This window comes from Salarchaeum sp. JOR-1 (assembly GCF_007833275.1).
Taxonomy (GTDB): domain Archaea; phylum Halobacteriota; class Halobacteria; order Halobacteriales; family Halobacteriaceae; genus Salarchaeum.
The window spans coordinates 1,624,158-1,648,432 of sequence record NZ_CP042241.1 but is presented as its reverse complement, the minus strand read 5'-3'; the positions used below and the strand labels follow the sequence as shown (position 1 = coordinate 1,648,432).

30 protein-coding genes are annotated in these 24,275 nt (G+C 67.6%); 15 read left to right on the top strand and 15 right to left on the bottom strand.

The genetic code is table 11. The features are described 5' to 3' along the window. Positions 1–41 precede the first annotated feature (41 nt). From FQU85_RS09620 to FQU85_RS09610, 3 genes are all read left to right on the top strand, one after another. A complete protein-coding gene (locus tag FQU85_RS09620) occupies positions 42–380 on the top strand; it encodes a cupin domain-containing protein (protein WP_145847305.1) in 339 nt (112 codons plus the stop codon). 34 nt (positions 381–414) lie between these two features. After that, positions 415–987, top strand: a complete 573-nt coding sequence (locus FQU85_RS09615) for an MBL fold metallo-hydrolase (protein ID WP_145847303.1) — start codon at positions 415–417, stop codon at positions 985–987. 66 nt (positions 988–1,053) lie between these two features. Next, positions 1,054–1,314, top strand: a complete 261-nt coding sequence (locus FQU85_RS09610; protein ID WP_145847301.1) for a hypothetical protein — start codon at positions 1,054–1,056, stop codon at positions 1,312–1,314. Between the two features lie 2 nt (positions 1,315–1,316). Here FQU85_RS09610 and FQU85_RS09605 read toward each other — a convergent pair whose 3' ends face one another. Further along, positions 1,317–1,583: a DUF5827 family protein gene (locus tag FQU85_RS09605; RefSeq protein ID WP_145847299.1), complete on the bottom strand. Its 267-nt coding sequence runs from the start codon at positions 1,581–1,583 to the stop codon at positions 1,317–1,319. 106 nt (positions 1,584–1,689) lie between these two features. Here FQU85_RS09605 and FQU85_RS09600 point away from each other — a divergent pair, with 106 nt between their 5' ends. Further along, positions 1,690–2,121: a hypothetical protein gene (locus FQU85_RS09600; protein ID WP_206022034.1), complete on the top strand. Its 432-nt coding sequence runs from the start codon at positions 1,690–1,692 to the stop codon at positions 2,119–2,121. A 31-nt stretch (positions 2,122–2,152) separates the two neighbouring features. On the opposite strand, the gene sod is transcribed toward FQU85_RS09600, so the two are convergent. The 6 genes from sod to FQU85_RS09570 form a co-directional block, all read right to left on the bottom strand. Then, positions 2,153–2,755, bottom strand: a complete 603-nt coding sequence (gene sod, locus FQU85_RS09595; protein WP_145847297.1) for a superoxide dismutase — start codon at positions 2,753–2,755, stop codon at positions 2,153–2,155. A 166-nt stretch (positions 2,756–2,921) separates the two neighbouring features. Then, positions 2,922–3,389 (bottom strand): peptidylprolyl isomerase, encoded by a 468-nt coding sequence (locus FQU85_RS09590; RefSeq protein ID WP_145847295.1) that lies wholly within the window; start codon positions 3,387–3,389, stop codon positions 2,922–2,924. Positions 3,390–3,427: 38 nt separating this feature from the next. Next, entirely contained in the window at positions 3,428–4,027 is a 600-nt protein-coding gene (locus tag FQU85_RS09585; protein WP_145847293.1) for a hypothetical protein, read from the bottom strand. A gap of 63 nt (positions 4,028–4,090) precedes the next feature. Continuing rightward, on the bottom strand, positions 4,091–5,491 hold the full coding sequence (locus FQU85_RS09580) for a deoxyribodipyrimidine photo-lyase (protein WP_145847291.1): 1,401 nt from the start codon (positions 5,489–5,491) through the stop codon (positions 4,091–4,093). Positions 5,492–5,530: 39 nt separating this feature from the next. Further along, the gene (locus FQU85_RS09575; protein ID WP_145847289.1) at positions 5,531–5,959 is read right to left on the bottom strand and encodes a PaaI family thioesterase; all 429 of its coding nucleotides are present in this window, start codon (positions 5,957–5,959) and stop codon (positions 5,531–5,533) included. A gap of 38 nt (positions 5,960–5,997) precedes the next feature. Continuing rightward, positions 5,998–6,783, bottom strand: a complete 786-nt coding sequence (locus FQU85_RS09570; RefSeq protein ID WP_145847287.1) for an enoyl-CoA hydratase/isomerase family protein — start codon at positions 6,781–6,783, stop codon at positions 5,998–6,000. Positions 6,784–6,875: 92 nt separating this feature from the next. Between FQU85_RS09570 and FQU85_RS09565 the strand changes: the two genes are divergently transcribed. Then, a complete protein-coding gene (locus FQU85_RS09565) occupies positions 6,876–8,441 on the top strand; it encodes a long-chain fatty acid--CoA ligase (RefSeq protein ID WP_145847285.1) in 1,566 nt (521 codons plus the stop codon). A gap of 1 nt (position 8,442) precedes the next feature. Here FQU85_RS09565 and FQU85_RS09560 read toward each other — a convergent pair whose 3' ends face one another. Further along, positions 8,443–8,622: a hypothetical protein gene (locus tag FQU85_RS09560; protein ID WP_145847283.1), complete on the bottom strand. Its 180-nt coding sequence runs from the start codon at positions 8,620–8,622 to the stop codon at positions 8,443–8,445. Positions 8,623–8,952: 330 nt separating this feature from the next. Between FQU85_RS09560 and FQU85_RS09555 the strand changes: the two genes are divergently transcribed. From FQU85_RS09555 to FQU85_RS09535, 5 genes are read left to right on the top strand one after another with little or no spacing between them, the layout of a single operon-like run. Continuing rightward, on the top strand, positions 8,953–9,774 hold the full coding sequence (locus FQU85_RS09555) for a YqcI/YcgG family protein (protein ID WP_145847281.1): 822 nt from the start codon (positions 8,953–8,955) through the stop codon (positions 9,772–9,774). Beyond that, on the top strand, positions 9,771–10,313 hold the full coding sequence (locus FQU85_RS09550) for a cysteine hydrolase family protein (protein ID WP_206022033.1): 543 nt from the start codon (positions 9,771–9,773) through the stop codon (positions 10,311–10,313). The genes FQU85_RS09555 and FQU85_RS09550 overlap by 4 nt, the downstream gene beginning before the upstream one ends. A 50-nt stretch (positions 10,314–10,363) precedes the next feature. Further along, positions 10,364–11,371, top strand: coding sequence for a TIGR04024 family LLM class F420-dependent oxidoreductase (locus FQU85_RS09545; RefSeq protein ID WP_145847277.1), 1,008 nt, complete (start codon positions 10,364–10,366; stop codon positions 11,369–11,371). 30 nt (positions 11,372–11,401) lie between these two features. Continuing rightward, positions 11,402–12,373, top strand: coding sequence for an NADPH:quinone oxidoreductase family protein (locus tag FQU85_RS09540; RefSeq protein WP_145847275.1), 972 nt, complete (start codon positions 11,402–11,404; stop codon positions 12,371–12,373). A 46-nt stretch (positions 12,374–12,419) separates the two neighbouring features. Then, positions 12,420–12,827: a hypothetical protein gene (locus FQU85_RS09535; RefSeq protein WP_145847273.1), complete on the top strand. Its 408-nt coding sequence runs from the start codon at positions 12,420–12,422 to the stop codon at positions 12,825–12,827. Positions 12,828–12,843: 16 nt separating this feature from the next. On the opposite strand, the gene FQU85_RS09530 is transcribed toward FQU85_RS09535, so the two are convergent. Both FQU85_RS09530 and FQU85_RS09525 read right to left on the bottom strand, forming a co-directional pair. Then, positions 12,844–13,524, bottom strand: a complete 681-nt coding sequence (locus FQU85_RS09530) for a 6-hydroxymethylpterin diphosphokinase MptE-like protein (RefSeq protein WP_145847271.1) — start codon at positions 13,522–13,524, stop codon at positions 12,844–12,846. 128 nt (positions 13,525–13,652) lie between these two features. Beyond that, complete coding sequence (locus tag FQU85_RS09525; protein WP_145847270.1) at positions 13,653–14,780, bottom strand: dihydropteroate synthase; 1,128 nt, start codon at positions 14,778–14,780, stop codon at positions 13,653–13,655. Positions 14,781–14,866: 86 nt separating this feature from the next. On the opposite strand from FQU85_RS09525, the gene FQU85_RS09520 reads away from it, so the two are divergent. Both FQU85_RS09520 and FQU85_RS09515 read left to right on the top strand, forming a co-directional pair. Further along, the gene (locus tag FQU85_RS09520) at positions 14,867–15,583 is read left to right on the top strand and encodes an RNA methyltransferase (protein WP_145847269.1); all 717 of its coding nucleotides are present in this window, start codon (positions 14,867–14,869) and stop codon (positions 15,581–15,583) included. Between the two features lie 36 nt (positions 15,584–15,619). Then, positions 15,620–16,435, top strand: coding sequence for a phosphatase PAP2 family protein (locus FQU85_RS09515; protein ID WP_145847266.1), 816 nt, complete (start codon positions 15,620–15,622; stop codon positions 16,433–16,435). On the opposite strand, the gene FQU85_RS09510 is transcribed toward FQU85_RS09515, so the two are convergent. Continuing rightward, positions 16,388–17,329: a DMT family transporter gene (locus FQU85_RS09510; protein ID WP_145847264.1), complete on the bottom strand. Its 942-nt coding sequence runs from the start codon at positions 17,327–17,329 to the stop codon at positions 16,388–16,390. The genes FQU85_RS09515 and FQU85_RS09510 overlap by 48 nt on opposite strands. A 152-nt stretch (positions 17,330–17,481) precedes the next feature. Here FQU85_RS09510 and FQU85_RS09505 point away from each other — a divergent pair, with 152 nt between their 5' ends. Next, a complete protein-coding gene (locus FQU85_RS09505) occupies positions 17,482–17,970 on the top strand; it encodes an Lrp/AsnC family transcriptional regulator (RefSeq protein WP_145847262.1) in 489 nt (162 codons plus the stop codon). Here FQU85_RS09505 and gatE read toward each other — a convergent pair. Then, a complete protein-coding gene (gene gatE / locus FQU85_RS09500) occupies positions 17,967–19,835 on the bottom strand; it encodes a Glu-tRNA(Gln) amidotransferase subunit GatE (protein WP_145847260.1) in 1,869 nt (622 codons plus the stop codon). The two genes, FQU85_RS09505 and gatE, sit on opposite strands and share 4 nt — an antisense overlap. Before the next feature lie 109 nt (positions 19,836–19,944). On the opposite strand from gatE, the gene FQU85_RS09495 reads away from it, so the two are divergent. Both FQU85_RS09495 and FQU85_RS09490 read left to right on the top strand, forming a co-directional pair. Continuing rightward, positions 19,945–20,979 carry a VOC family protein gene (locus FQU85_RS09495; RefSeq protein WP_145847258.1) on the top strand — a complete coding sequence of 345 codons (1,035 nt, stop codon included), beginning with the start codon at positions 19,945–19,947 and terminating at the stop codon, positions 20,977–20,979. Positions 20,980–21,227: 248 nt separating this feature from the next. Next, positions 21,228–21,536, top strand: a complete 309-nt coding sequence (locus tag FQU85_RS09490) for a hypothetical protein (RefSeq protein ID WP_145847256.1) — start codon at positions 21,228–21,230, stop codon at positions 21,534–21,536. Here the strand turns inward: FQU85_RS09490 and FQU85_RS09485 are convergent. Genes FQU85_RS09485 through FQU85_RS09475 form a run of 3 tightly spaced genes read right to left on the bottom strand, consistent with a single transcriptional unit; the run spans position 21,533 to position 24,251 of the window. Then, positions 21,533–22,417 (bottom strand): haloalkane dehalogenase, encoded by an 885-nt coding sequence (locus FQU85_RS09485; protein ID WP_145847254.1) that lies wholly within the window; start codon positions 22,415–22,417, stop codon positions 21,533–21,535. The genes FQU85_RS09490 and FQU85_RS09485 overlap by 4 nt on opposite strands. Before the next feature lie 41 nt (positions 22,418–22,458). Then, complete coding sequence (locus FQU85_RS09480; protein WP_145847252.1) at positions 22,459–23,301, bottom strand: aldo/keto reductase; 843 nt, start codon at positions 23,299–23,301, stop codon at positions 22,459–22,461. A gap of 47 nt (positions 23,302–23,348) precedes the next feature. Further along, the gene (locus tag FQU85_RS09475; protein ID WP_145847250.1) at positions 23,349–24,251 is read right to left on the bottom strand and encodes a M48 family metallopeptidase; all 903 of its coding nucleotides are present in this window, start codon (positions 24,249–24,251) and stop codon (positions 23,349–23,351) included. Positions 24,252–24,275: the final 24 nt, after the last annotated feature.

The window sequence follows — 24,275 nt, the reverse complement described above, 5'->3', positions numbered from 1 at the left end:
CGGCGAGTACGTTTATCCGGCCGGCGTCCGCACCGTCATCTATGCCGCACACGAACGCACACGTGAGCGACGCCGAATCGGTGCTTCCGGACGACGTGCAGGGCGAGATGTGGATGCTGCGGGACGAACTCGACACGGAGTCCCTCGGGTTCACCGTGCTCGCGCTCGAAGCCGGCGAGGAGACGATGAGCCACGCCCACCTCGACGACGACCAGGAGGAGATCTACTACGTCGTGACGGGCGGCGTGGACGTGGACTTCGGCGACCACACCGTCAGCCTCGATACGGACGAAGCCATCCGCATCAGTCCCGAGGAGGAACGGCAGATTCAGAACCGCGACGAGTTCTCCAAACTCGTGCTCGCGAGCGCGCCGGTCTGAAGGGTATTTCCGGGCGCATCTCCGAGGGGACAGTATGGTCGAAAACCTCTCCGCGGGCATCGACACGTTCACCAGTAACGCGTTTCTCGTCGGGGGCGAGCGCACCGTTCTCGTGGACGCTGGCGCGGACTACGACGTCGTGAGTCGCATCGAGGAGCGGACGGACGGCCTCGACGCGGTGGTGTTGACGCACACCCACCCAGACCACGTCGGCAACCTCGACGACGTGAAAACGGCGTTCGGCGTGGACGCGTGGGGGTTCGACGCGAGCCAGCCAGGTGTCGACCGCGGACTCGACGACGAGGGCGAGGTGCGGATCGGGGACGAGTCGTACACCGTTCTGCACACGCCCGGGCACAAGAACGATCACGTCTGTCTCTACAACGAGCGCGCGCTGTTCGCGGGCGACCTCGTGTTCGCGAACGGCGGGTTCGGCCGCACCGACCTCGAAGAAGGCGACCGGCGGACGCTCGTCGAGTCCATCGAACGCCTCGAATCCCGGCTTGCAGATGGTCTCGGCGTGATGCACTGCGGGCACGGCCCGAGCGTCACCCGGAACCCCGTCGAGGACGTTCGTCTCGCCCGCCAGGGCGCGAAGACTCGCTAGGGCGGCAGTGTTTCGCACGGGCGACAGACATATGTCACTCGGTAGCATGCGGTAGGACGCATCGCTATGCAACCGTGCCAGAACTGTCAGGCGGTCATCGACGAGTATCTCCTCGATAAGCAACTCGAACCCCTGCGCGACCTCACGGTCGACGACTTCAACGTCTGCGCCGACTGCACGACAGTCGTCGCGGACGCGTGCGTCGAGTGCGGCGGCGCGGTCTACGTCCCCCGAAGCGAAACGCGAACGCCGGACGTCTGTCCGGCGTGCCGGTCTGACCTCATCGAGCGCACCGGCCGCGACCCCGGGTGGATGGTCACCACCTAGAGCTACTCCTTCAGCCCGTAGTAGCCGGGTTCGTCCTCGCTCTCCGGTTCCGCGATGACGAGCGTGTCACTGTTCCGCATCACCCACGGAATCGCCCAGTCGAGCAGGATTTCCTCCGTTCCCTCGTCGAGCGCGGCGTCCGGGTCGAGCCCCTGGAGGAGGCGCGCTATCTCGTACACCGTGTACATCTCGTCGTCGTCGAGGAGTTCGTCCGGTTCGTAGAAGTCGCAGGGATGGAACGTGTCGAAGTCGGACTTCGGCCGAGGCATACCCGGAGGTGCGCTCGCACGCGGCAAAAACCCACGGACTCGGAGTGCAAGACGCACCGCTGACGAACTGTTATGTGAGTGAGTCTCTAACACCCAGTGTCCTGCGATGAACCTAGATGACACACGACAGTCCACGCCGGGGAAAACAGCGCTGTTCGCGGTCGTCGAGACGTTCGGCGGGGGCGCGCTCCGCGACCTCTGGGTGTTCGACGGGGACACCCAGGAACCCCTGTTCATTCGAGAGGACGTGGCGGACGAATTGGCGGACGCCGACGCGGAACGCTACATCGACAACGAACGCTACGGATTCGTCACCCGCGAGACGTACGACAACCTCCACTACGCGGAGTTCTACTACACCGTCCGCGGGTTCGACACGTTCGAGCAGTACCGGACGTTCGTCTCCCGAGGCGACGAACGCGTCGGCGTCCTCTGCAGTTTCGACCGCCGCGAGGGCGGCTACGACTTCGCAGACCTTACCGAACTCCTGGCGGACGAACTCGCGGACTACCCGCTCGCCGAACTCCGGCCTCCGTAGCGCGCGAAAGAAAACTGGCGGGTTTCCCGACTTATTCGAACGTCGCGACGACGTCCTCGTACTTGTCCGCGACGTCGTCCCAGTCGACGACGTCGAAGAAGTTCTGGATGAAGTCGCCGCGGTCGGGGCCATAATCGTAGTAGTAGGAGTGCTCCCAGACGTCGAGCGCGAGGATGGGATGCGCGCCCCAGAGCGCGCCCTGGTCGTGCTTGTCCACCACCAGGTTACGCAGCTGGTTGGAGTGGCTGTCGTAGACGAGGAGTGCCCAGCCGCCGGCGGCGGACGCCGCGGCTTCGAACTCGCCCTTCCACGCCTCGTAGGAGCCGAAGTCCTCCTCGATGCGACCGGCGAGCGCGCCGGCGGGTTCGCCGCCGCCGTCCTCGCTCATGTTCTCCCAGAAGATGGAGTGGAGGATGTGTCCACTGCCGTTGTGGGTGACGTTGCGGATGGCGGCCGCGGAGCTGGAGAAGTCGCCGTCCTCGCGGTTTGCTTCGAGCGTTTCTTCGGCGCTGTTCCAGCCGTTCACGTAGCCCTGGTGGTGGGTGTCGTGATGCCACGTGAGCACTTGCTCGCTGATGTGCGGTTCGAGTGCGTCGTACTCGTAGGGAAGCGGGGGAAGTTCGTAGTCAGTCATGGTATCACCATCTGATATGTGTCTCGGATAGCTGTTAAACCTTGAGGCGGTTCATGTTATCATCCGCCACTGACAGTCTCCGGGCCTGCTGCGTTCCCGAGTGCGTGTGAGGGGCGCCAGGTCTTCGTCGACATCGGCGCTCCTGCGAAAAATCGAGAGGCGACCGTTACTCGACGTCGACGACTTCCACTTCGAATTCGAGGGTTTCGCCCGCGAGCCGGGGATTGAAGTCGACTTTCGTCACGTCGTCGTCGACGTGCGTGATCTCGCCGGGCTGGCCGTTCTGCGCTTCGAGGTAGAGGCCGTCCTCGGGACGCTGGCCGAGCGCCTCGGTGAGTTCCTCCGTCTCGAACTCCTGCACGCGCTCCTCGCTCCACTCGCCGTACGCCTCCTCGGGCGGAATCGTGAGCGTCGCGGTCTCGCCGGCTTCGAGGCCGACGAGGCCGTCCTCCATTCCCTCGATGATCTGCCCTGCGCCGACCTCGGCCGTGAGCGGGTCGTACTCGCGGTCGGGCTGTTCCTCCGCGAGACCCTCCTCGGTCGCGACGGATTCACGGGAGGTGTCGAAGACGGTGCCGTCGTCGAGTCGGCCCGTGTACTCGAACGTGACCGTGTCGCCGGTTTCGATTGCCATACCCGAGAGAGCGGAGCCGGACGGATACGTGTGTGGTTTCAGATTCCCCAGCGCAGTCCTGACATCGTGGCGACGATGGCGACCATCAGGGCGAGTTCGACGAGGCTGAGCATCCCGTACGTCTGGTTCAGCTCCGCGAGTCGGTCGTAGTCGGTGTCGTCGGCCGCGAGTTCGTCGAACATCCCGGTCGTGAACCAGTGCAGCGGTCCGAACCCGAGAACGAGCAGGGCGACGGCGAGCGCGAGCGCGATCCAGAGCGTCGTCGTCGGGGACTGCCACATGTTCATCATGGCGGCCAACCCGATACCGGAGGCGACGACGCCGACGGAGACGGGCTCCATGAGGACGTTCATCTTCGGGACGAAGCGCTCCGCGAACGCCTCGTTCGCCTCGTCCGGCAGGCCGCCCATGACGGGGCCGAGGACGACCGCGCCGAGCACGGAGGTCCCGAACCAGAACGCGCCGAGGAAGAGGTGAATGGTGAACATGACGCGGTGGTCGCCCGAGACGTACCCCAGCACGGGCAGCAGGAGCGGAACAGCAATCGCGCCCGCTGTGAACGCCGGGTTCGCCGCGTCGGCCATCTGACTGTACCGTTCGCGCGTCGTCTCGGGTCTGCGTGCCTCGCCTAGCGACATGCGATAACTCGCCTCACAAGTTCGTGTTCGAACCCCGTCACATAAAACTGGCTCCGAGCGGAGTCAGTCCTCGCCGCGCGCCGCCTCGAACAGCTCCAGCGCGCGCTCGCGGCGCTCCGAGTGCTCGACGATGGGCGCGGGGTAGTCGGGCGCAACCGACTCGCGTTCGTTCTCGCTGAGGTCGTTCCAGCCGTGGATATCCTCGGTGTCGGCGTCCGCGAGTTCGGGAACGTATTCGCGGATGTACTCGGCGTCCGGGTCGTAGTCCGCCTGCTGCGTCCAGGGGTTGAAGATGCGGAAGTAGGGCTGGGCGTCGGTTCCCGTGGAGGCCGCCCACTGCCAGCCGCCGTTGTCGTTCGCGGTGTCGTGGTCGACGAGGTACTCGCGGAAGTGGTCGTAGCCGACCCGCCAGTCCACCAGGAGATCCTTCGTGAGGAACGAGGCCACGATCATCCGCACGCGGTTGTGGACGTACGCGTCCTCGCGCAGCTGGCGCATCCCCGCGTCCACGATTGGGACGCCCGTTTCGCCGGCTTTCCACGCCGCGATTTCGTCCTCGTCGTTCCGCCACTCGATCGGGTTCTCGTAGTCGTTGTAGTTCTCGGTCACCACGCGCGGGTGGAAGTAGAGGACTTGCTGGTAGAACTCTCGGAACGCGAGCTGCCTCCGGAACTCTTCCACCCCGGTTTCGTCGTCCGCGCCGTCCGCCGCCTGCATCGCCTTCGCGGTGCGGGCGTACGCCTCGCGCACGCCGAGCGTGCCGTACGTCAAGTCCTGCGAGACGCGGCTCGTCCCCTCCCGTGCGGGGTACTCGCGGCCGTCGTCGTAGTCGAAGATGTCGCGCTCGCAGAAGTCGTCGAGGCGGCTGACGGCGGCGGCGTGGCCGGCCGCGGGGTAGTCCGCCTCCGGTTCGCCGAACCCCAACTCGGCGAGCGACGGCAGTTCCCCACCGGACACGTCGGCGAGCGCGTCCGCGGCGGGTGGATCCGCGGGAGCCGCCTTCTCGCGGTCTCGCCACTTCTTCCAGAAGTACGTGTACACCGAGTAGGGGTCGCCGGCGTTCGTTCGAATCGCCCCGGGTTCGTGGTGGACGGCGTCGTGAAACTGCTCGTGAGCGGTGTTCCGGGCGTCGAGCGCTTCCCGAACGACGTCGTCGCGCTCCTGCGCGAGACCGGTGTAGTCGTGGTTCCAGACGACGCGGTCGGCGTCGTGCTCGTGGGCGAGGTCGGGAATCACGCCGCTGGGGTCGCCCCGGCGGACGACGAGATCGCTCCCGCGGTCGCGGTACCACGAGCGGAGGTCGCGGAGGGCGTCGAGGAGAAAGGCGACGCGAACGGGGCTCGCGTGGGCAAGCACGTCGTCGTCGAACACGAACACGGGCAGCACGTCGTCCTCGTCGGCGGCGGCCGCGAGTCCGAGGTTGTCGTGCGCGCGGAGGTCGCGGCGGTGCCAGAAGACCTGCATGCCGGGATCGACGACCGAGACCGGGGAAAGCCTACCGGCCTAGTCGAAGATGCGGAACGACCCCCGGCCCACGGCGACCTCCTTCAGTTTCCCGTCGGGGGTCTCGGATTCGACGGTCATCTCGGCGACGCCGACGGTGCTGCCGGTGCGGACGACGTTCGCGGTGCAGACGAGGTCGTCCGCGGCGGGGCGGAGGTAGGAGATGTTGAGGTCGATGGTGGCGACCCCGGTCTGGGTCGGTTCGTCGAGCGTCGAGCGCACGGCGAGGCCGCCCGCGGTGTCCGCGATGGTGGCGGCGACGCCGCCGTGCACCTGGCCGTTCGCGCCCGGGCCGGTGTTCGTGAGCTTCTCGTCGTACGGCACCCGGAGGCGGAGCCGCCCGGGTTCGAGGTCCTCGACGGTGAGGCCGAGGAAGGAGAGGAAGCCGTGCTGGTCGATGTGGGCCTGAAGGAACGCCGCTTCGTCCATGCAGTGGGGGAGACCGCCGGCCACCTAAACCCTTGGCGTCACTTCCCGACGAAATCGGGGTCGGATTTCTCGAAGAACGCGGCGTGGCCGCGGGCGTAATCCTCGGTGTGGGTCGCGTCGGCCATCGCCTCCGTCTCGGCCGCGAGTTGCTCGGGCAGGGAGCGCTCGAAGGACTCCGTCATGAGGCGCTTGGTCGCGCCGAACGCCTTCGTCGGCCCGTCCGCGAGGCGTTCCGCGAGTTCGGTCACGCGGTCGTCGAAGTCGTCGGCGGGAACCGCTTCCGTGGCGACGTTGAGATCCACGGCTTCCTCGGGCGTGAGGTCGCCGTCGAGGAGCGCGATCTCCTTCGCCGTGCGGAGGCCGACGAGCCGCGGGAGGAAGAACGTCGAACCGCCGTCGCCGGTGAGGCCGACGCGGGGGTAGGCGTAGGAGAGCGCGGCGTCCTCGGAGACGAGGACGACGTCGCCGACGAGCGCGAGGCTGAACCCGGCCCCGGCGGCGACGCCGTTCACCGCCGTGACGACCGGCTTCGGGGCCTGGTGGAGTTGCAGGACGACATCGTGGAGCGCGGACGCGAGCCGTCGGAGTTCGGGGGCGTCGGACGCGTCGCCGTCGAACCGCGCGAGGTCGGCGCCCGCGCCGAACGCGTCGCCCGCGCCCGTGAGGACGAGACAGCGCACGTTGTCGTCCTCGACGGCGTCCGTGACCGCGGCCATGAGGCCGTCGGTGGTGGCGTCGTCGAGCGCGTTCAGGGCGTTCGCGCCCTCCATCGTGAGGTAGGCGACTCCGTTCTCGCGTCGGACTGCGACGTTCTCGTACGTCATACCGGGGGGTGGTGGGCGGGCTACGTCTAGCTTTCCGTCGGCCGCCAGGGCAAGTTTCTTGTGAGCAACCAACGTGGACTTCGGTAGCACCAATGGCAAATCTTGTGACGAATGTAAAAACAGCGGTAACGGACGACCCCGACGCGACGGCCATCGGCTTCCGAGGGAACGAAATCAGTTACGGCGCGTTCTGGCAGCGCACCGGCCAGTTCGCGGCGGCGCTCGACGAGCGCGGCCTCGGCGCGGACGACCGCGTCGCGGTGTACCTGCCGAACCTCCCGCAGTTCGTGACGACGTTCCACGGCACGCTCCGCGCGGGCGGCGTGGTGGTGCCGATGAACCCACAGTACAAGTCGCGGGAGATCAGCCACCTGCTCGACGACTCGGGGGCGAAGGTCGTCGTCGCGCTCGCGGACCTCGTGCCGTTCGTGGAGGACGTCGTGGACGACACCGACGTGGAGCACGTCGTCTCGGTGGGCGGCGAGCACGACGCCGCGACGCCCTTCGACGAGTTCCTCGCCGAGGACACGCTCGACGTGGTTCCGCGCGACGCGGACGACGACGCCTGCCAGCCGTACACGTCCGGGACGACGGGGCAGCCGAAGGGCGTCCAGCTCACGCACGAGAACCTCGGGTCGAACGCATCGCAGGCCGCGTCGCTCGCTCCGGGCGGCGTGAACAGCGACGACAAGTCGTTCGGCGCGCTCCCGCTGTTCCACATCTACGGGATGACCGTCACGATGAACTCGACGCTGTTCAACGGCGGCGCGTACTATCCGCTCCCGGAGTGGGACGCCCAGGAGGCCACCGACCTGGTCGCGGCGGAGGATATCACGCTCTTCCACGGCGTGCCCGCGATGTACAACGACCTCATCAATCAGCCGAACACCGACGAGTTCGACTTCTCGTCCGTGCGGATGTGCGGCGTCGGCGGATCCGGTATCCCCGTCGAAGTCTTGCGGAAGTTCGAGGAGTTGTTCGAGCCGAAGATCTACGAGGGGTACGGGCTCACCGAGACGAGCCCGGTCACGCACTTCAACACGCCCGAGGAGGGACGGCGTGTCGGCAGCATCGGACAGCCACTGGAGGGTATCGACTCCCGCATCGTCGACGAGGACTTCAACGCCCTCGATCCCGTCGAGGAAGGCCCCGTCGACGAGGACGACGACGCGCTGGACGACGTGACGGGCGAGCTCGTCATCTCCGGGCCGAACGTCATGAAGGGCTACTACAACCTTCCGGACGCGAACGCGGAGGCGTTCACGGAGGCGGACGGCAAGCGCTGGTTCCACACCGGCGACATCGGCTACTACGACGAGGACGGCTACTACTACATCGTCGACCGGAAGAAGCACATGATCAACACCGCGGGCTACAACGTCTACCCGCGCGAGGTCGAGGAACTCCTCTTCGAACACGAGGGGGTCGCGGACGCCGCGGTTGTGGGGATTCCGGACGACCGCCGGGGCGAGACGGTGAAGGCGTTCGTGGTGAAAGCGCCCGATAGCGAGGTGACTGCGGACGAGCTCAAGCAGTACTGTCTCGACAATCTCGCGGAGTACAAGCACCCGCGGGAGGTCGAGTTCGTGCAGGAACTCCCGCGCACCACCACCGGGAAGGTTCAGAAGTACGAACTCGTCGAGCGCGACCAATCCTAGGCTACCACTCCCACTCCGGATTCGGAGACTGGACGTTCTCGTCGGGGCGCTCGGCGTCCGCGGGTTCGACGGCGTAGTCGGACTGAATCCACGCGCCGGGTCGCTCCGGGTCGTAGATTGCGATTCCGCTCCCGCGCAGCGGAATCGCCGCCGTCTCACCCGGCGTGGCGTCGTCCGTCATGGTGTGCCACCGAACGCGCCCACGACGTCCGCGTAGCCCGTCGTTAAACCATCACTCGGAACCAATACACTCGATTCGGAGTACGAACGAGTTGTCTCTTCCGAATTTCTATTCAGTTTCGAAGTATTTTCCGCATAGTTTGTAGACGAACGTCCAGTCATTGTACAATGTCGTCTGGGAGAGGGGAGAGTAAAACATTTCCGTATAAATCGACTCGATACATTGTATTTCCTGTGGTTCTACGAATGCGTATTAGGTGTTCGTTCCCGCGTCGTGAGAACACCTGTGGATCTCGAAACCCTATTGCGGTTCGGGAGAAGATAGCAGTACATGAACGAACCCGGGATGGGCGTACTGCTCGACCAGGAGACGATGCGAGCGCGCGCCGGGGACGCGTATCCGGCGTGGGCGCGCGAGCACTGGGAGACGTTCCACGAGGGGCTCACCGGGACGTACGAGGGCGAACAGTTCCCGTGTTACTTCGGCCGGGAGTCGGTGCGCGCGGGCGACCCCCTCTACACAGTCGTACCGTCGCTCACGGACGCGGACGCCCTCCTCGACCTGCGGGACACGCTCGTCGAGTACGTCGAGCGCTACGAGGAACACAGCGACCGCGCGTCACTCGTCGCCTTCTTCGCACCGCCGGAGCGGTCGTTCTCCGAGGCGGACTACCACGACGCGCTCTGGCACGTCCTCCAGTTCCTCCACGTCCACGACCCCGAACCGTGGCCCGACGCCATCCCGACCGACCCCGACGATCCCTACTGGGAGTTCTCGTTCGCGGGCGAACCGATGTTCCCGACCTGTCGCGCGCCATTCTACGACACCTACCGGAGCCGGCACTGTCCCGTGGGCCTCGAAATCACGTTCCAGCCGCGCGGCCTGTTCGAATCCATGGGCGTCACCGGCGACACCGAGGCCGGCCAGCGCGCCCGCGACGTGATTCAGGACAACCTCGAAGCCTACGACGGCGTCTGCCCGCACGCCGACCTGGGGGACTGGGGCGTCGAGGGCGACCGCGAGTGGCCGCAGTACATGCTCCGCGAGGACGAGACGGAGGCTCCCGACGAGTGCCCGATGGCGGTGTCGAGCGACCACCCGAAGGTCGCGCCCAGCATCGACCCCGGAATCGCGCGCGAGGTCGAGCAGTGACCGCGCTCGTCCTCGTGGACTTCCAGGTGGGGTTCGACGACCCCGCCTGGGGCGAGCGGAACAACCCCGACGCGGAGGCGAACGCCCGCCGACTCCTGGACGCGTGGCGCGAGCGCGACGACCCGGTCGTCCACGTCCGCCACGACTCCACCGACCCCGACTCGCCGCTGAAGCGCGGCGACCCCGGATTCGCGTACAAGCCCGGTCTCGAACCGCGCGCGGGGGAGGCGGAGTTCGTGAAGCGCGTGAACGGCGCGTTCGTCGACACCGGCCTCGGCGACTGGCTCCGCGAGCGCGGCGTCGAGTCGCTCGTGCTCGCCGGTCTCACCACCGACCACTGCGTCTCCACGACGGCGCGGATGGCGGAGAACCGCGGATTCGCGGTGACGGTCGCGCGGGACGCGACGGCGACGTTCGACCGATCCCTCGACGGCGAGCGATTCGACCCCGAGACCGTCCACCGGCTCGCGCTCGCGCACCTCGACGGCGAGTTCGCTCGCGTCGCGACGACCGACGGAATTCTCGGTATCAATCGTTAAGGTAACTCGGTGAAAATTTGAGGTATGGTAAATCCCGCCAGTGAGAGTCGATGACGCACCGCTCGGTTCACCTGCCCGTGGCCGCACAGCCCAGCCTCGACGCCCTCGTCGACCTCGGCGTCCGCACCGAAGAACTCGGATTCGAGCGCGCGTGGCTCCCCGAAACCTGGGGGCGTGACGCCGTCACCACGCTCTCGCTCATCGCGGAGCGCACGAGCGAAGTCGGTATCGGCACGAGCATCCTCAACACCTACTCGCGGTCGCCCGCGCTCGTCGGCCAGACCGCCGCGACGCTCCAGGAGGCCTCGAACGGCCGGTTCCGACTCGGAGTCGGCCCGAGCGGGCCCGCGGTCATCGAGAACTGGCACGGCGCCGACTTCGAGCGCCCGCTCCGCCGCACCCGCGAGTACGTCGACATCGTTCGGAAGGTCGTCGCGGGCGACCCCGTGGACTACGACGGCGACATCTTCGACCTCCGCGGGTTCCGGCTGCGCTGCGACCCGCCGGAGACCGCGCCGCCCATCGACGTGACCGGCATGGGGCCGAAAGCGGTCGAACTCGCGGGGCGGTTCGCGGACGGCTGGCACGGCCTCATGCTCACCCAGGACGGCCTCGAAGAACGCCTCTCCGACCTCGAACGCGGCGCCGACCTCGGCGACCGCGACCCGAGCGACGTGGACGTCTCACTGCTCCTCACGTGCTGCGCGCTGGAGGACGGCGCGGAAGCGCGTCGGCTCGCCACCCAGCACGTCGCCTTCTACATCGGCGGGATGGGGACGTTCTACCGGGACGCGCTCGTCCGCCAGGGCTACGAGGACGTGGCGAACGATGTGCACGACGCGTGGAACGACGACGACCGCGAGCACGCGCTCTCGCTCGTCCGTGAGGAACTCCTCGACGACCTCGTCTGCGCGGGGACGCCAGACGAGGTCGCGGAGAAACTCGCGGAGTGGGAGGCCATCGACGGCCTGAACGAGATAGACGTGGGACTGCCGCGGAGCGCGGACCGCGACCAGATAGACGAGACGCTCGCGGCGGTCGCCCCCGAGAATCGGTAGTTTTTCCGGACGGCCCTCGTGGGTTCGGGTATGCGAGCCGTACGCGTCAGCGAGTTCGGCGACAGTAGCGTCATCAGCGTCGAAGACCGCGAGACGCCCGACCCCGGGCCGGGCGAAGTCCGCATCGACGTGGAAGCGGTCGGCGTGAACTTCGCCGACGTGATGCAGCGCCGCGGCCACTACCAGGGCGGCCCTACACCGCCGTACACGCCCGGGATGGAGGCCGCGGGCGTCATCGACGCCGTCGGCGAGGGCGTGTCGCGCGAGCCCGGCGAGCGCGTCGTCGCGATGACGGGCGAGAACGCCTACGCGGAGTACGTCACCGCGAACGCGATGGCGCTGTTCGACGTGCCGGAGTCGATGTCGTTCGCCGAAGCCGCCGGGTTCCCCGTCCAGTTCCTCACCGCCCACCACTGCCTCCACGAGTGGGGCGGCCTCGAACCCGACGAGCGCGTGCTCGTGCACGCCGCGGCGGGCGGCGTCGGCACCGCCGCCGTCCAGCTCGCGAGCGACCACGGCGCCGAAGTGTTCGGCACCGCGAGCACCGAGTCGAAGCGCGACCTCGCCGAGCGCCTGGGCTGCGACCACACCATCGACTACACGGAGACCGACTTCGTCGAGGAAATCGACGGCCTGACCGACGGCGCGGGCGTCGACCTCGTGCTCGACGGCATCGGCGGGGAGACGAGCGCGAAGAGCGTCGAGGCGCTCAGCCACTTCGGGCGCGTCGTCGCGTACGGCGCCGCCTCCGGCACGCCCGGCGAAATCGACACCGCGAGCCTCCTCTTCGGGAACAAGTCCGTCATCGGCTTCCACCTCGGGCAGGCGATGGCGCGCGACCCCGAGCGCGTCTACGAGGCCGTCCCCGAACTCTCCGGCATGCTCGCCGACGGCGAACTCGAAGTCGTCGTCGGGCAGACGTTCGATCTGGAAGACGCCAAGGAAGCCCACGAGGCTCTCGAAAACCGCGAGACGCAGGGGAAGGTCGTCCTCGAACCCTAGGGAAGCTTCCGAAGAAGACGAGGGCACTCCGAAGCATATCGTAGACATGAGTGAGACGCGACGGATTCACCGCATTCTCTCGGTGGCGGTCTATTTCGCGGCGCTCACCCTCGGTTCGAGTATCCTGGTGGTGAATCCGGTTCGTCCCCTGGTTGTCGTGCCGCTCCTCTCTGTGGTCGTACTTCTCGGCCACGCTGTGAAAACCAACCATCTTGACCAGATCGGATACGCGACCATGTGGCTCTGGGTATTCGTCTTAGGTCTCAGCGTCGGTGGGCTTGCAGTCGAGGCCGTACTCGTACACCGCGAAATCCAGCCGTTAGTTGACATACCCGTGGCTCGTGTCCTCGGAACAGTCGTATTACTCGCCGTCCCAGTCACAAGCTATCTTCGTGGCGTCCAGAAATCAAGACGAAAGACGACTCCCGATCCTACGACGCGTACCGACCGATAGCAGCGTCACATCGCTCCTATCGCGACGGTAGAGAGAGACTGTCTCGGCGGCCGTCGAGTACGCCGAACGCCTCGTCTCGCCGGGTTTCGAGCCAGTAGAGCAGCCGCTCCGCCCAGCCGAGCTTCCTCGCTTTCATCGCGTCCACGGTGGGGTCGTCGAAGTCCCAGCCCGGGAAGACGAGTTCGGCCGCGCCGAGTTCGTCGGCGAGGAAGGCGGCGCGGTCGCCGTCCGTGAACCCGCCGAAGTCGTACACGGCGTCGCGGGGTTCGGCCTGCGTCGTGCACAGCACGTGGTCGGCGTCGAACGCGGGGAGCCACTCCGCGATGGCGGGGATGTTGTCCCCGTGGGCGTGCGCGACGACCGGTTCGCCGTTCAGGGTGCGGTCGCGGGCTGTGTCGGGGTTCTTGTCGAGGTCGGTGACCATCGCGTCCACCCGAATGTCGGCGTCGGCGAGGACGTCGGTGGCGGTCGAGGCGGCGAACACGCGGTCAGCGGTTCGGGCGAGCCCCAGCTCGTCGCCGAGCGACGGGCCGGCTCCCGCGATTGCGACCGTTTCACCGCGCGCGTCGAGGCGATTCATGTCGAACGGCCGTGCGTACTCGCTGATGCGGGCGCGGGCGCGTTCGTCGGCCTCGCGGCTGAAGCCGAAATCCGCGAGTATGCGTTCGTAGACGGGGTTCCAGGTATCGTAGTCCATGTGGCAGTCGCTCGTCGGTGTAGAAATTCGGGGAGTCCGAGCCGACCCCTCCGCAGTGTGTACCCCTACCCACGCGGGGGGTCAGCCTCCGCTCGCGGATTTTTCCGCCGCAGGTATAAGCTTTCTCGTTACGTCAGGGTGTTTCGGATGCCGGCGGCGACGTCGGGAAGCCGTCCAGCGCCGTCGGCGACGGCGTCCGCGACGGTTTCGAGACTGGCGGCGGTGCCCGCGAGGAAGACGGTTTCGTCCCCGGTCGCGACCGCGCCGGCGGCGGACGCGGCGGCGGTGAGAGTGTCGCGATCGGCGGCGGTGAGCCCGCGCACGCTGAACGCGCGCGACACGCTCCCCGCTGCGTCCTCCGTCGCGCCGTCGTGCTGTTCGAGGTGGCGTTTTGCCTCCCGAACGGTGGTCACGTCCAGTTCCTCGACGGTCGGCGTGCGGGCGCGCTCGCGGCTGAACGCGTCCCCGATGACGGCGGCGTCCCTCGTTTCGGCCACGTCGTGCGTCCGAATGACGTGCGCGCCGCGCTCGACGGCCATCGAGGTGGCGGCGAGGCTGACGGGGAGCGCTTCGGCCGTGCTCCGTCCGGCGAGGTCGCGGAGGAAGTTCTTCCGGTTGATGGAGACGAGGAGGGGGCGGCCGAGCGCGCGGAACTCCCGCAGGCGCTCGAACGTCTCCCGGTCGTCGTCGAGGGTTTTCTCCGCGGACCATCCGCCGAACGCGGGGTCGACGATTGTCTTATCCGTGAAGCCGTTCAGGCCGAGCGCGTCGTAGATGTCCTCGACGGACTCGACCGCGCCGGGGCGTTCGAGGTCGGGCGGACTCGCCATCTTCGCCACCGCGGCGTCGTGCGCCTCGCACACGCCGGGCATCTCGGGATCGGCGAACCCGCAGATGTCGTTCACCATGTCGAATCCGCCCGCGAGCGCCGCGTCAGCGACCTCGTGGTACCGCGTCTCGATACTGAAGACGGCGTCGCCCTCGACACGCTCGATGGTTTCGAGGGCGATGTCGAGCCGGTCGAGTTCCTGTTCTGCGCTCAACACGTCGAACTTCTTGTTCGCGGACTCCAGGCCGACGTCGATGATGTCCGCGCCCTCCGCGAGCAGTTCGTCCTCGACGTACGCCGCGGCCTCCGCGGGGTCGTCGTACACGCTCGGCGAGTACGGTGACTCCGCGGAGACGTTCAGCACGCCCATGATGCGGGGCGGGTGGTCGTCCCCGATTCCGAGGCCGGCGGCGTCGACAGTTCGCATACCGGATGGGGCGAGTGCCACCGTCAAAGAGTCGGCGCTTCCGGCGTGTCACGCGGTTTTTACGCGACCCCCGGCTACCGTGCGCCATGAAGCCGGTCGTCGCGGTCGTGGACGCGGAGACGTCGGGGAACGTCGGCACTATCGCGCGAGCGATGAAGAACTTCGGGTTCGAAGACCTCTACCTCGTCGACCCCCCGGACCTGAGTCGGGACAGCGAGGCGTACGGGTTCGCCGGGCAGGCCCGCGAGGACGTGCTGCCGAACGCCGACATCGTGGCGTTCGACTACCTCGTCGAGAACTTCCACACGGTGGGGTTCACGTCCATCACGAACGAGGACGCGCGAAAGCACACGCGCTTCCCGTTCCGCACGCCCGACGAACTCGTCGAGTCGCTCGGGGACGTGGAGACGGAGACGTGTCTGGTGTTCGGTCGGGAGCGCGTCGGCCTCGTGAACGAGGAACTCGAACGCATCGACGAGGTGGCGTCGATTCCCGCGAGCGCCGACTATCCCTCGCTCAACCTCGGGCAGGCGGCGACCGTCGCGCTGTACGAGCTCCAAGAGCTCGCGCGCGACGACACCCAGCTCCCCGACGTGTCGACACAGCGCGCGGACGAGGCGGAGATAGAGGCGTTCTACGAGCACTTCGGCGAGTTCTTGGACGACCTCGACTACCCCGAGGAGAAGAAGCCGAAGACGCTCCGGATGGTGCGGCGCATCCTCGGGCGCGCGCACCCGACCGGACGCGAGGTGAACACGCTCCGTGGTATCTTGCGCCGTGCGCAGAGGAAGTCAGATGACTAAACGTTTTTGTATATAGATACATATATACGACTGACAATGCCCTCCTCCCTCTCCCCGCAGACACAGTACATGGCGTACGTCGCCATCGCGTCGCTCGGGGCGTTCGCGCTCGGCGCGTACGTCTTCCTTCCAGACCTGAAGCTTCGGCGCGAGATACGCGAGTTCCTCCGAACGGACTGGAAGTACCTCGGCGTCGCGTGGCTGTTGACGTTCGGCGTGAACGAACTCGCGAAGTACCACGTGGAGACGGCGTTCACGGACACCGTCTACGCGATAGAGGGCGCGACGGTCGGCGTGTTCCAGACGGTGACGGCGCGCCCGCTCACGATGCTGTTCGTGTTCGCGTACCTCGTGGGCTTCCCCTTCGTCGTGCTGTTCACGTACTTCAAACTGAAGGCGCACGACCGCGAGCAGGCCTACCGGTACGCGGCGGCGTACGCGTGTCTCGTCCTGCTCGCCGCGCCCTTCTTCGTGTTCGTACCGGTGAAGGTGACAGGGTACTCGCTGGTGTCGGTGCGGCCGCTGTTGTACGACCTGAACTCCATCGTGATGGCGGGGACGTTCGCGACGGACACCCTGATGAAGTCGTTCCCCAGCCTCCACACGGGCCTCTCGACGCTCGCGGCTATTTTCGCGTGGAAGACCGGCGACCGCCTGTACGCGTGGACGGTGACGGTCGCCGCGGGCTGTATCGTGGTGTCCACGTTCTACCTCGGCATCCACTGGCTGCTCGACGCGGCGTTCGCGGTCGTGCTCGTGCTCATCGCGCACGAGATATCGCAGCGGATTCCGCTCACGTTCGACCTAGGCGCCTTGCGCGGCGCGGGTCGTGGCGCGGGCGACCGAGAGTAGTGCGCGGCGCTTGAGGAGCGCGAACCCGAAGAGTATCGCGGCGAACCCCAGAATAGTCGTTGCTTCGACGACCTGACCGAGCGCGACCCAGCTGACGAGCGTCGCGACCGCGGGTTCGGCGTACCCGACGAGGTTGATCTCGGTGGGGCTGGCGCGTTCGAGGAGGACGAAGTAGAGGAGGTAGCCGCCGGCGCCGGCGACGAGCGAGAGGTAGAGGAGGCTGCCGACGCTGGTGGCGTTCCACGCGACCCCCGCGAGGGATTCGCCGCGCAGGAATCCGACGAGCAGGAGGCCACCGGCTCCGAGGAGCATCGCCCACGCTTGGGTGGTCTGGACGGGGAGGCCGGCGTCGAGGGGGCGGGAGGCGACGCTGCCGAGCGCGAAGCTGAGCGCGCCGCAGAAGACGAGGAGGACGCCGAGGACGTTCGTGGAGCCGACGTTGGATCCGGGGAGAGCGATGACGGCGACGCCGGCGACGCCGAACGCGAGGCCGGCGGCTTCGATTAGGCCGAGGGAGTCGTCGGGGAGGAGGGCGCCCGCGAGCGGCGCGGTGAGGACGGGGGTGAGGCTGATGACGACGGCGGCGACGGCTCCGGGAACGTACTGTTCGCCGAGGTAGAGAAAGCCGTGGTACGCGCCGACGACGAGGACGGCGACGACGCCGACGTGCAGCCACTCGTCGCGGGTGCGGGGGACGCGGCGGTCGGCGGTGACGAGGGCGACGGCGAGGAGGACGCCGCCGGCGATGACGTACCGGAGACCCGCGAACAGGAGGGGCGGGACGTGATGCAGTCCGACTTCGATGGCGACGAACGACGTGCCCCAGGCGAGCGCGAGGAGGCAGAAGAGGAGCGCGGTTTCGAATCCGGCTCCCAGAATCCCTTTCATTTTCATATATAACTACATCACATCCGGAAGTCCTTAAACTCATCTACAACAGAATCCGGTATCCCGGGATGATAGTTCAGTGCAGCCCCCGGGAGTTGGAGAGAGCGCCAGGTCTCGTGGTCGGTGGTTACTTGCCGGTCACCGCCGACAGCGACGGTATGGACGAACGCGACGTTCGGCTCCTCAAGGCCATCAGCGACCTCGGCACCGGGAGCCCGGAACGCCTCCACGAGGAGACAGACATCCCCGTCTCGACGATCCACTACCGCCTCAACAACCTCCGGGAGGCCGGCGTCATCACGAACGACCTCTACGACATCGACATCGAGAAGTTCGGCCTCGACGTCACCGTCGTCGTCGAAGTGCTCGCGGACTACAACGGCCCATACGACGAACTCGGCGAGGAAATCCTCGCCATCGAGGGCGTCACGCAATGCTTCTTCACGATGGGCGAGACGGACTTCGTCGTCGTCGCCCACCTCCCGGACTCCGACGACGTGGAGCGCCTCATCGGCGAGTTCGAAGCCCTCGACGAGGTCGATAGAACCAACAGTACGTTCGTCATCAACGAACTCCGGGACGCACAGCGCGCCCTCCAGTCGTACTCCCTCGACACGCTCCTCGAAAAACTCGCGGAGGGCGATTAGGCGCGCTTCTGCACTTCCTCGCGCAGCACGTCCGAGACGAGTTCGCCGTCGGCCTTCCCGCGGAGCGCGCCCATGCACTCGCCCATCAGCGCGGAGAACGCGCCCATCCCCTGGTCTTCTATCTGGTCTTCGTTCCGCTCGACGATCTCCACGATAGTCTCGCGGACTTCTTCCTCACCGACGGAGCCGAGGCCGAGTTCGTCCGCCAGCACGGCGGGGTCGGAGTCCGGGGATTCGGCGAGCGCCGCGAGGAGTTCGGGGACGCCCTCCTGCGTGAGCTCGTCGGCGACGACGAGTTCGAAGGTGCCGCGGAAGTGGTCGGCGGTGAGGCGGTCGGTCGGCACGTCGTCCCGGCGGAGTTTCGTCACCGTGGATTCGAGCGTGCGGGCGGCGAGGTTCGCGTCCACGCCCATCTCGACGGCCTCCTCGAACAGCCGCCAGCGCCGGCCGTACGCGACCTGCTCCGCCACGTCCTCGTTCAAACCGTACTCGTTGGTGTAGCGCTCGACCTTCTCCGTGAGGAGTTCGGGCGGTTCGACCTCGCTCGGGTCGGGCGAGACCGGGGGAACGTCCGTCTCCGGATACATCCGGGCCGCGCCGGGGAGCGGGCGGAGGTACTCAGTGGTCCCGCCCTCGTTCGCGCCCCGCGTCTCCTCCGGCACGCCCTCGATGGCGACCCGGGCGCGCTCCGCGACGGCCTCGATAGCGCCCTCCGCCACGTCCGCGCCCGCCGCGACGATGGCGACCGCGTCCTCCGGGCCGGCGTCCACGGCCTCGCGGAGCGCCGCAACTTCGTCCTCGGTGACGCCGTACGCGGGCAGTTCGTCCGTGTGGAAGATGCCGCCCGCGCCGTGGCGCTTCGCGTGGTCGGAGAACTCCGTGCCGAGCCGGCGATCCGGCTGGAGTTCCGTCCCGACGAGGCCGTCGAAGCCGTAGAGGGGAACCGCGAACACGCGGCCGCCCGAATCGAGCGCGCCCCGAATCACCGAGGAGTCCGTGGCCTCGAACGTGTCCGTGACGTTCTGCACGTCGCCCACCGAGGCGTCCCGGGACTGAAGCGACTCCGCGATGTCGAGCAAGCGAACCTGGCGCTGGACTTCGAGACGCACGAGGTCCTCGATGTCGTCCAGACTCTGCACGCCCTTCATCTCGACGCGCGCGCCGTCCGCGATGGAGACGTTCACGTCCTGGCGAATCGTCCCGAGACCGCGCTTCACCTTCCCCGTCGAGCGCAACAGCATGCCGATGCGTTCGGCGGCCTCCCGGGCCTGCTCGGGCGACCGGATGTCGGGCTTCGTGCCGATTTCGACGAGCGGAATCCCGAGGCGGTCGAGTCCGTACCGAACTCCGGACTCGGTCTCCTCGACGCGCTGGGCGGACTCCTCTTCGAGCATCACGTCCTCGATACCCACGGTGCCCTCGCTCGTCTCGATCTCGCCCTCCTGGGCGAGCAGCGTGGAGCGCTGGAACCCGCTCGTGTTCGACCCGTCGATGACGACCTTCCGCATCACGTGCGCCTCGTCGACCACCGTCGCGTCCAGGAGCCGGGAGATTTCGAGCGCGGTGTCGAGCGCCTCCTCGTCCAGCCGGTGGGGCGGTTCGTCGTCCTCCTCCACGAGACACGTGGAGTCGAACGCGAGGTACTCGAACTCGCGCTCGACCTGGGACTCCTCCAGGGCGGCCTCGTCCATCTCGCCGAGCTCGCTCTTCGTCGGATGGAGGAATCGGGTGAACGAACGCACGGCCTCCTCGGGTTCGCGGCGCGTCGTCGGACACCCGCAGAACAGCTTCTCCGCGGTGTCGAGTTGCTGGTGGATTTCGAGTCCCGCGACCAGTCCGAGGGACTCGTAGTCGAACTCACTCATTACTGGGTCGTGTGCGTGCGAGCGATAAAAAAGCGTCCAGTCGAGCGCACGCCACCCGGTGACGCGAGTGTTAGCGCGCACTCAAGTCCGAGGAGCCCCCATCCGGGGTATGAGTACTCCAACGCCCACGCCGGGCATCCACCACGTGACCTGCATCGCCGGCGACCCCCAGGCGAACCTCGACTTCTGGGTGGAGACGATGGGACTCAGGCTGGTGAAGCGCTCCGTCAACCAGGACGACCCCGAGACGTACCACTTCTTCTTCGCGGACGCGGAGGGAACGCCCGGAACGAGCATGACGTTCTTCCCCTGGGCGGAGATGCGTCAGGGGAAGGTCGGGTCGGGGCAGGTGTCCCGCACGGCGTTCCGCGTGCCCGAGGGGAGCCTGGACTACTGGGAGGAACGCTTCGACGAGCACGGCGTGACGTACGAGGCGCGCGTCGAACGGTTCGGGAACGAGGCGGGAACCGCCCCGGAAAACGCGAGCGGCGACGCGCCGCAAGCAGAGACGGTGCTCCCCTTCGAGGATCCGGACGGCCTCCCGGTGGAACTCGTGGAGACCGAGATTCCGGACGACGACCCCGTCGTGCCGTGGACCGAGTTCGCGCCCGCGGAGCACGCGATTCGCGGGTTCCACTCGGTGACGCTCCGGATAGCGGACACGGAACCGACGATGGAACTCCTGGAGACGATGGGCCTCGAGAGGGCCGGGAGCGAGCAGTCGCCCGACGACACGCCCGGCGACGAGCGCACGCGGTTCGCCGCCGCCGGATCTGTTGGGAGGTACGTTGACGTGGTCTCGACCGCCGCGGGCGGCCGGCAGGGCCGGGGAACCGTCCACCACGTCGCGTTCCAGACGCCGACCGACGACGACCAGTCCGCGATGCGCGACGCCGTGCGGTCGCGCGGCCTCTCCCCGACCCGGCAGATAGACCGCCACTGGTTTCGCTCCGTCTACGTCCGCGAGCACGGCGGCGTCCTGTTCGAACTCGCGACGAACGACCCCGGGTACGACAGCGACGAACCGCGCTCCGACCTCGGCGGCCGCCTCGTCCTCCCCGGCGCATTCGAGCGTCGCCGCGACGAGATCGAGGCCGGCCTCCCCGCCGTGACGGTTCCGTCCTCGCAGACGCCCGACCGGTAAGCCGCCCCTATCCCGTTTAATCGGCAACTAACTATGCCTATAGGGTACTATAGTCGGAGTGCAGGGGCGAAGTTCCCCTACCATGATTGGGTGATGCGACTCGGGCGGTGGGACGCCAGGGTCGTATCGACGAATCACAGACCGGTCGGCCGCGCGGAGACGTCACACACCTCCGCTTCACACCGGCTGGCCGGGAGCCGCACCCCGCCCGAATACTTATAGCGACTACGTCGAGTACAGTAGACACCGTGACGGGCAGCGTGAGCGGTTTCCTCCGCAAGGAATCAGCGAAGTACGTCCTGTTCTGCCTGACGAGCGGTGGCGCCGTCGCGCTCGCCCAGTACGCCGGTCAGGGGAACACGCTCCGAACGCCGGGCCGGCTCGCGCTCGCCGTCGCCCTCATCCTCGCCGGGTCGCTCGCAGTCTTGCTCTCCGAGCGGTGCCTCGACCGGTTCCTCGAAGCCCGCCGGGAGGACGGCGACGCGCTGTACGGCTTCCTCGTCGTCGGCGTCGCGACCCTCACTGCCGTCATGCTCGTGTTCTACGTCTGCGTCTAGGTTCGGTCGACGAACGCGACGATTTCCTCCGCCACGGTCTCCCCGGCGTCCTCCTGCAGGAAGTGCGCGGCTTCCGGTATCCACGTCTCCGGCTGGTCGTCCGCGGTCGGGAACACGCCGGCGAGGTCGCCGCGGGCGGGGCGCGTGATCGGGTCGTCCGCGGAGAACAGCACGAAGACGGGTTTCTCCCAGTCCGCGAAGCGCTCGCGGGCGTCCGCGATCGGGTCGGCGGCCTCGTCGTCGGGGTCGAGCGGCACCAGGCCGGGGAGCGTGCGCGCGCCGGCGAGGTGGTCTTCGCTCGGGAACGGCGCGCGGTACGCGTCCACGACGGCGTCGTCGAGGTCGCTCGCACAGCCGCCGGCAACCACCTCGCCGACGTCGAGGGCGGGCGCGGTCTCCACGGTCTCCAGGAACTCGTGCCAGACGTCGGGCATCCCGCCGGTGCCGTCGGGGAGGCCGGTGTTCATCGGGACGAGGCGAGCGAACCGCTCGGGGTTGTTCGCGGCGACCGGCAGGCCGAGCAGGCCGCCCCAGTCCTGGCAGACGAGCGTTACATCCCGGAGGTCGAGTTCGACGAGGAAGGTTTCGAGGGCGTCGTAGAGCCGGTGGTACGTGTAGTCGTCGCGGTCGGTGAACTTCTCGGAGCGCCCGAACCCGGGGAGGTCGGGGACGACGACGCGGCCGCGTTCTTCGAGCGTGGGAATCATCGTCCGGTAGAGGAAGCCCCAGGTCGGTTCGCCGTGCAGGCAGAGGAACGTCTCCGCGCCCGCGCCCGTGTCCACGTACGCCATCTCGGCGTCCCCCGTCTCCACGTACTCGGGTTCGTAGTCGTAGTCCGGCACGTCCGCGAACCGAGAGTCGTCGGCCTGAACGGTGTCCATACGGGAGCGTCCGCACCCGCGGAGGAAAACAGTTGGGTGGCTTACGCGTCGAGGCGCGCGAGTTCGTCGTCCGTGAGATCGAGGGCGGACGCGGCGACGTTCTCCTCGAGGTGGTCGACGCTGGACGTGCCCGGGATGGGGAGCGTCACGTCCGACGTGTGGAGGAGCCACGCGAGCGCGATCTGGTAGACGGATGCGTCGTGCGCGTCGGCTATCTCCCGGACGACGGACTCCTTCTCGTCGAGGTCGCCCGCGCCGATAGGGAAGTATGGAATGAAGCCGATGTCGTACTCCTCGCAGGCGTCGAGGACGTCCTGGTGTTCGCGGTTCGCGACGTTGTAGTTGTTCTGGACGGTCGCCACGTCCACGATGTCGCGCGCGGTCTCCAGTTGCTCGACGGAGACGTTGCTGATGCCGACGTGCTCGATGACGCCGTCGTCCTTCAGTTCCGCGAGCGCGTGAATCGACTCCGCGAAGTCGACCTCGGGGTCGGGGCGGTGGTACTGGTAGAGGTCGATGGAGTCGACGCCGAGGCGGTCGAGGCTGGCGAGGTGGGCGTTCCGCAGGTAGTCCGGGTCGCCCTGCGGGAGCCAGTCGCCGTCGCGGTTCCGGAGGAGGCCGCCCTTGGTGGCGACGACCACGTCGTCGTAGGGGTGGAGGGCTTCGCGGATGAGGCGCTCGGACACGCCGGGGCCGTAGGAGTCCGCGGTGTCGATGAAGTCCACGCCGACGTCGCGGGCGTGCTGGAGGACTTCGCGCGCGGCCTGTTCGTCGTCGGGCCGGCCGATGATGTCCTCGCCGGTGACGCGCATCGCGCCGAACCCGAGTCGGTGCACGGTGAGGTCGCCGCCGATGTCGAACGTGTCGCTCTGGTTCTCGACCATACCGCGGAATCGGGTGGGAGCCGAAAAGGGCTTGCTGAGGCGGCGAGTTACTCGGCGAGTTTCCGGAGGCGTTCGATACGCTCGTCCATCGATGGATGGGTGCTGAACCAGCGCTCGTCGTCGGTCTCGTCGGTGTGGACGTAGAGCGGGCTGAGGATGCCGTCAGCGGGTTCGCTCGCGCGCGCTATCTTCCGGAGCGCGGTGGCGAGCGCGCCCGGTCGCCCGGTCACTTCGACGGCGCGTTCGTCCGCGGCGAACTCCCGGGAGCGCGAGTGCGCGCGCACGAGCAGGGTGAGCGCGAGGAAGACGGCGAGGACGAGCGCGCCGATACGGCGGTGGACGTCGAATCCGGAGGACTCGAACGGCCGGCCGCGCGCCCAGGCGAACAGCCGACTGACGCCGGTCGCGAGCAGCGTCACCGGGAGGAGTGCGACGGCGAGCAGGCTCACGACCGTTCGGGAGAGGCTGTACGCGACGGTCTGCACGAGGCTGTCCCGGCTTTCGAGGTGCGCGAGCTCGTGCGCGAGCACGCCCTCGAACTCGACGGGCGTGAGGAGGCGGAAGAGCGCGCGGTCGAACACGATAGCCCCCTCGCTGGGGCCGCCGAGGCTGATGGCGTTCGGCATCGGCATCCGCGCGACGTAGATCGTCGGCGTCCCCACGTCCATCCGGTCGACGAGGCGGTCGAGGCGGTCGTACGCCGCGGGCGACGTGTCACGGGCGAGCGGGCGGGCGTCGAGTTCTCGGAGGACGCGCCGGGTGCCGAAGCGGTAGCTCGCGTACGCGAACACGACCGTGGCGACGACGACGATTGCGAGCGTGGACGCGAGCGACACGTCGGCGCGAACGGCGCCCGCGAGCACCCAGTACGCGAGCGCCGCCGCCGCGGCGTACACCGCGAACACGAGCACGCCGACGAGCGCCATGGCGACCCGGCGACTGACTGCCATACCCGGGCTTGGAACGGCCGGCAC

Coding starts and splice junctions, on each gene's coding strand:
- FQU85_RS09530 (WP_145847271.1), bottom strand. CDS start 13,524: ATGGACTACGATACCTGGAACCCCGTCTACGAACGCATACTCGCGGAT.
- FQU85_RS09495 (WP_145847258.1), top strand. CDS start 19,945: ATGAGTACTCCAACGCCCACGCCGGGCATCCACCACGTGACCTGCATC.
- FQU85_RS09505 (WP_145847262.1), top strand. CDS start 17,482: ATGGACGAACGCGACGTTCGGCTCCTCAAGGCCATCAGCGACCTCGGC.
- FQU85_RS09525 (WP_145847270.1), bottom strand. CDS start 14,780: ATGCGAACTGTCGACGCCGCCGGCCTCGGAATCGGGGACGACCACCCG.
- FQU85_RS09600 (WP_206022034.1), top strand. CDS start 1,690: ATGAACCTAGATGACACACGACAGTCCACGCCGGGGAAAACAGCGCTG.
- gatE (WP_145847260.1), bottom strand. CDS start 19,835: ATGAGTGAGTTCGACTACGAGTCCCTCGGACTGGTCGCGGGACTCGAA.
- FQU85_RS09540 (WP_145847275.1), top strand. CDS start 11,402: ATGCGAGCCGTACGCGTCAGCGAGTTCGGCGACAGTAGCGTCATCAGC.
- FQU85_RS09565 (WP_145847285.1), top strand. CDS start 6,876: ATGGCAAATCTTGTGACGAATGTAAAAACAGCGGTAACGGACGACCCC.
- FQU85_RS09605 (WP_145847299.1), bottom strand. CDS start 1,583: ATGCCTCGGCCGAAGTCCGACTTCGACACGTTCCATCCCTGCGACTTC.
- FQU85_RS09575 (WP_145847289.1), bottom strand. CDS start 5,959: ATGGACGAAGCGGCGTTCCTTCAGGCCCACATCGACCAGCACGGCTTC.
- FQU85_RS09545 (WP_145847277.1), top strand. CDS start 10,364: ATGACGCACCGCTCGGTTCACCTGCCCGTGGCCGCACAGCCCAGCCTC.
- FQU85_RS09570 (WP_145847287.1), bottom strand. CDS start 6,783: ATGACGTACGAGAACGTCGCAGTCCGACGCGAGAACGGAGTCGCCTAC.
- FQU85_RS09475 (WP_145847250.1), bottom strand. CDS start 24,251: ATGGCAGTCAGTCGCCGGGTCGCCATGGCGCTCGTCGGCGTGCTCGTG.
- FQU85_RS09615 (WP_145847303.1), top strand. CDS start 415: ATGGTCGAAAACCTCTCCGCGGGCATCGACACGTTCACCAGTAACGCG.
- FQU85_RS09560 (WP_145847283.1), bottom strand. CDS start 8,622: ATGACGGACGACGCCACGCCGGGTGAGACGGCGGCGATTCCGCTGCGC.
- FQU85_RS09610 (WP_145847301.1), top strand. CDS start 1,054: ATGCAACCGTGCCAGAACTGTCAGGCGGTCATCGACGAGTATCTCCTC.
- FQU85_RS09485 (WP_145847254.1), bottom strand. CDS start 22,417: ATGGACACCGTTCAGGCCGACGACTCTCGGTTCGCGGACGTGCCGGAC.
- FQU85_RS09585 (WP_145847293.1), bottom strand. CDS start 4,027: ATGTCGCTAGGCGAGGCACGCAGACCCGAGACGACGCGCGAACGGTAC.
- sod (WP_145847297.1), bottom strand. CDS start 2,755: ATGACTGACTACGAACTTCCCCCGCTTCCCTACGAGTACGACGCACTC.
- FQU85_RS09480 (WP_145847252.1), bottom strand. CDS start 23,301: ATGGTCGAGAACCAGAGCGACACGTTCGACATCGGCGGCGACCTCACC.
- FQU85_RS09515 (WP_145847266.1), top strand. CDS start 15,620: ATGCCCTCCTCCCTCTCCCCGCAGACACAGTACATGGCGTACGTCGCC.
- FQU85_RS09510 (WP_145847264.1), bottom strand. CDS start 17,329: ATGAAAATGAAAGGGATTCTGGGAGCCGGATTCGAAACCGCGCTCCTC.
- FQU85_RS09620 (WP_145847305.1), top strand. CDS start 42: ATGCCGCACACGAACGCACACGTGAGCGACGCCGAATCGGTGCTTCCG.
- FQU85_RS09535 (WP_145847273.1), top strand. CDS start 12,420: ATGAGTGAGACGCGACGGATTCACCGCATTCTCTCGGTGGCGGTCTAT.
- FQU85_RS09520 (WP_145847269.1), top strand. CDS start 14,867: ATGAAGCCGGTCGTCGCGGTCGTGGACGCGGAGACGTCGGGGAACGTC.
- FQU85_RS09590 (WP_145847295.1), bottom strand. CDS start 3,389: ATGGCAATCGAAACCGGCGACACGGTCACGTTCGAGTACACGGGCCGA.
- FQU85_RS09555 (WP_145847281.1), top strand. CDS start 8,953: ATGAACGAACCCGGGATGGGCGTACTGCTCGACCAGGAGACGATGCGA.
- FQU85_RS09580 (WP_145847291.1), bottom strand. CDS start 5,491: ATGCAGGTCTTCTGGCACCGCCGCGACCTCCGCGCGCACGACAACCTC.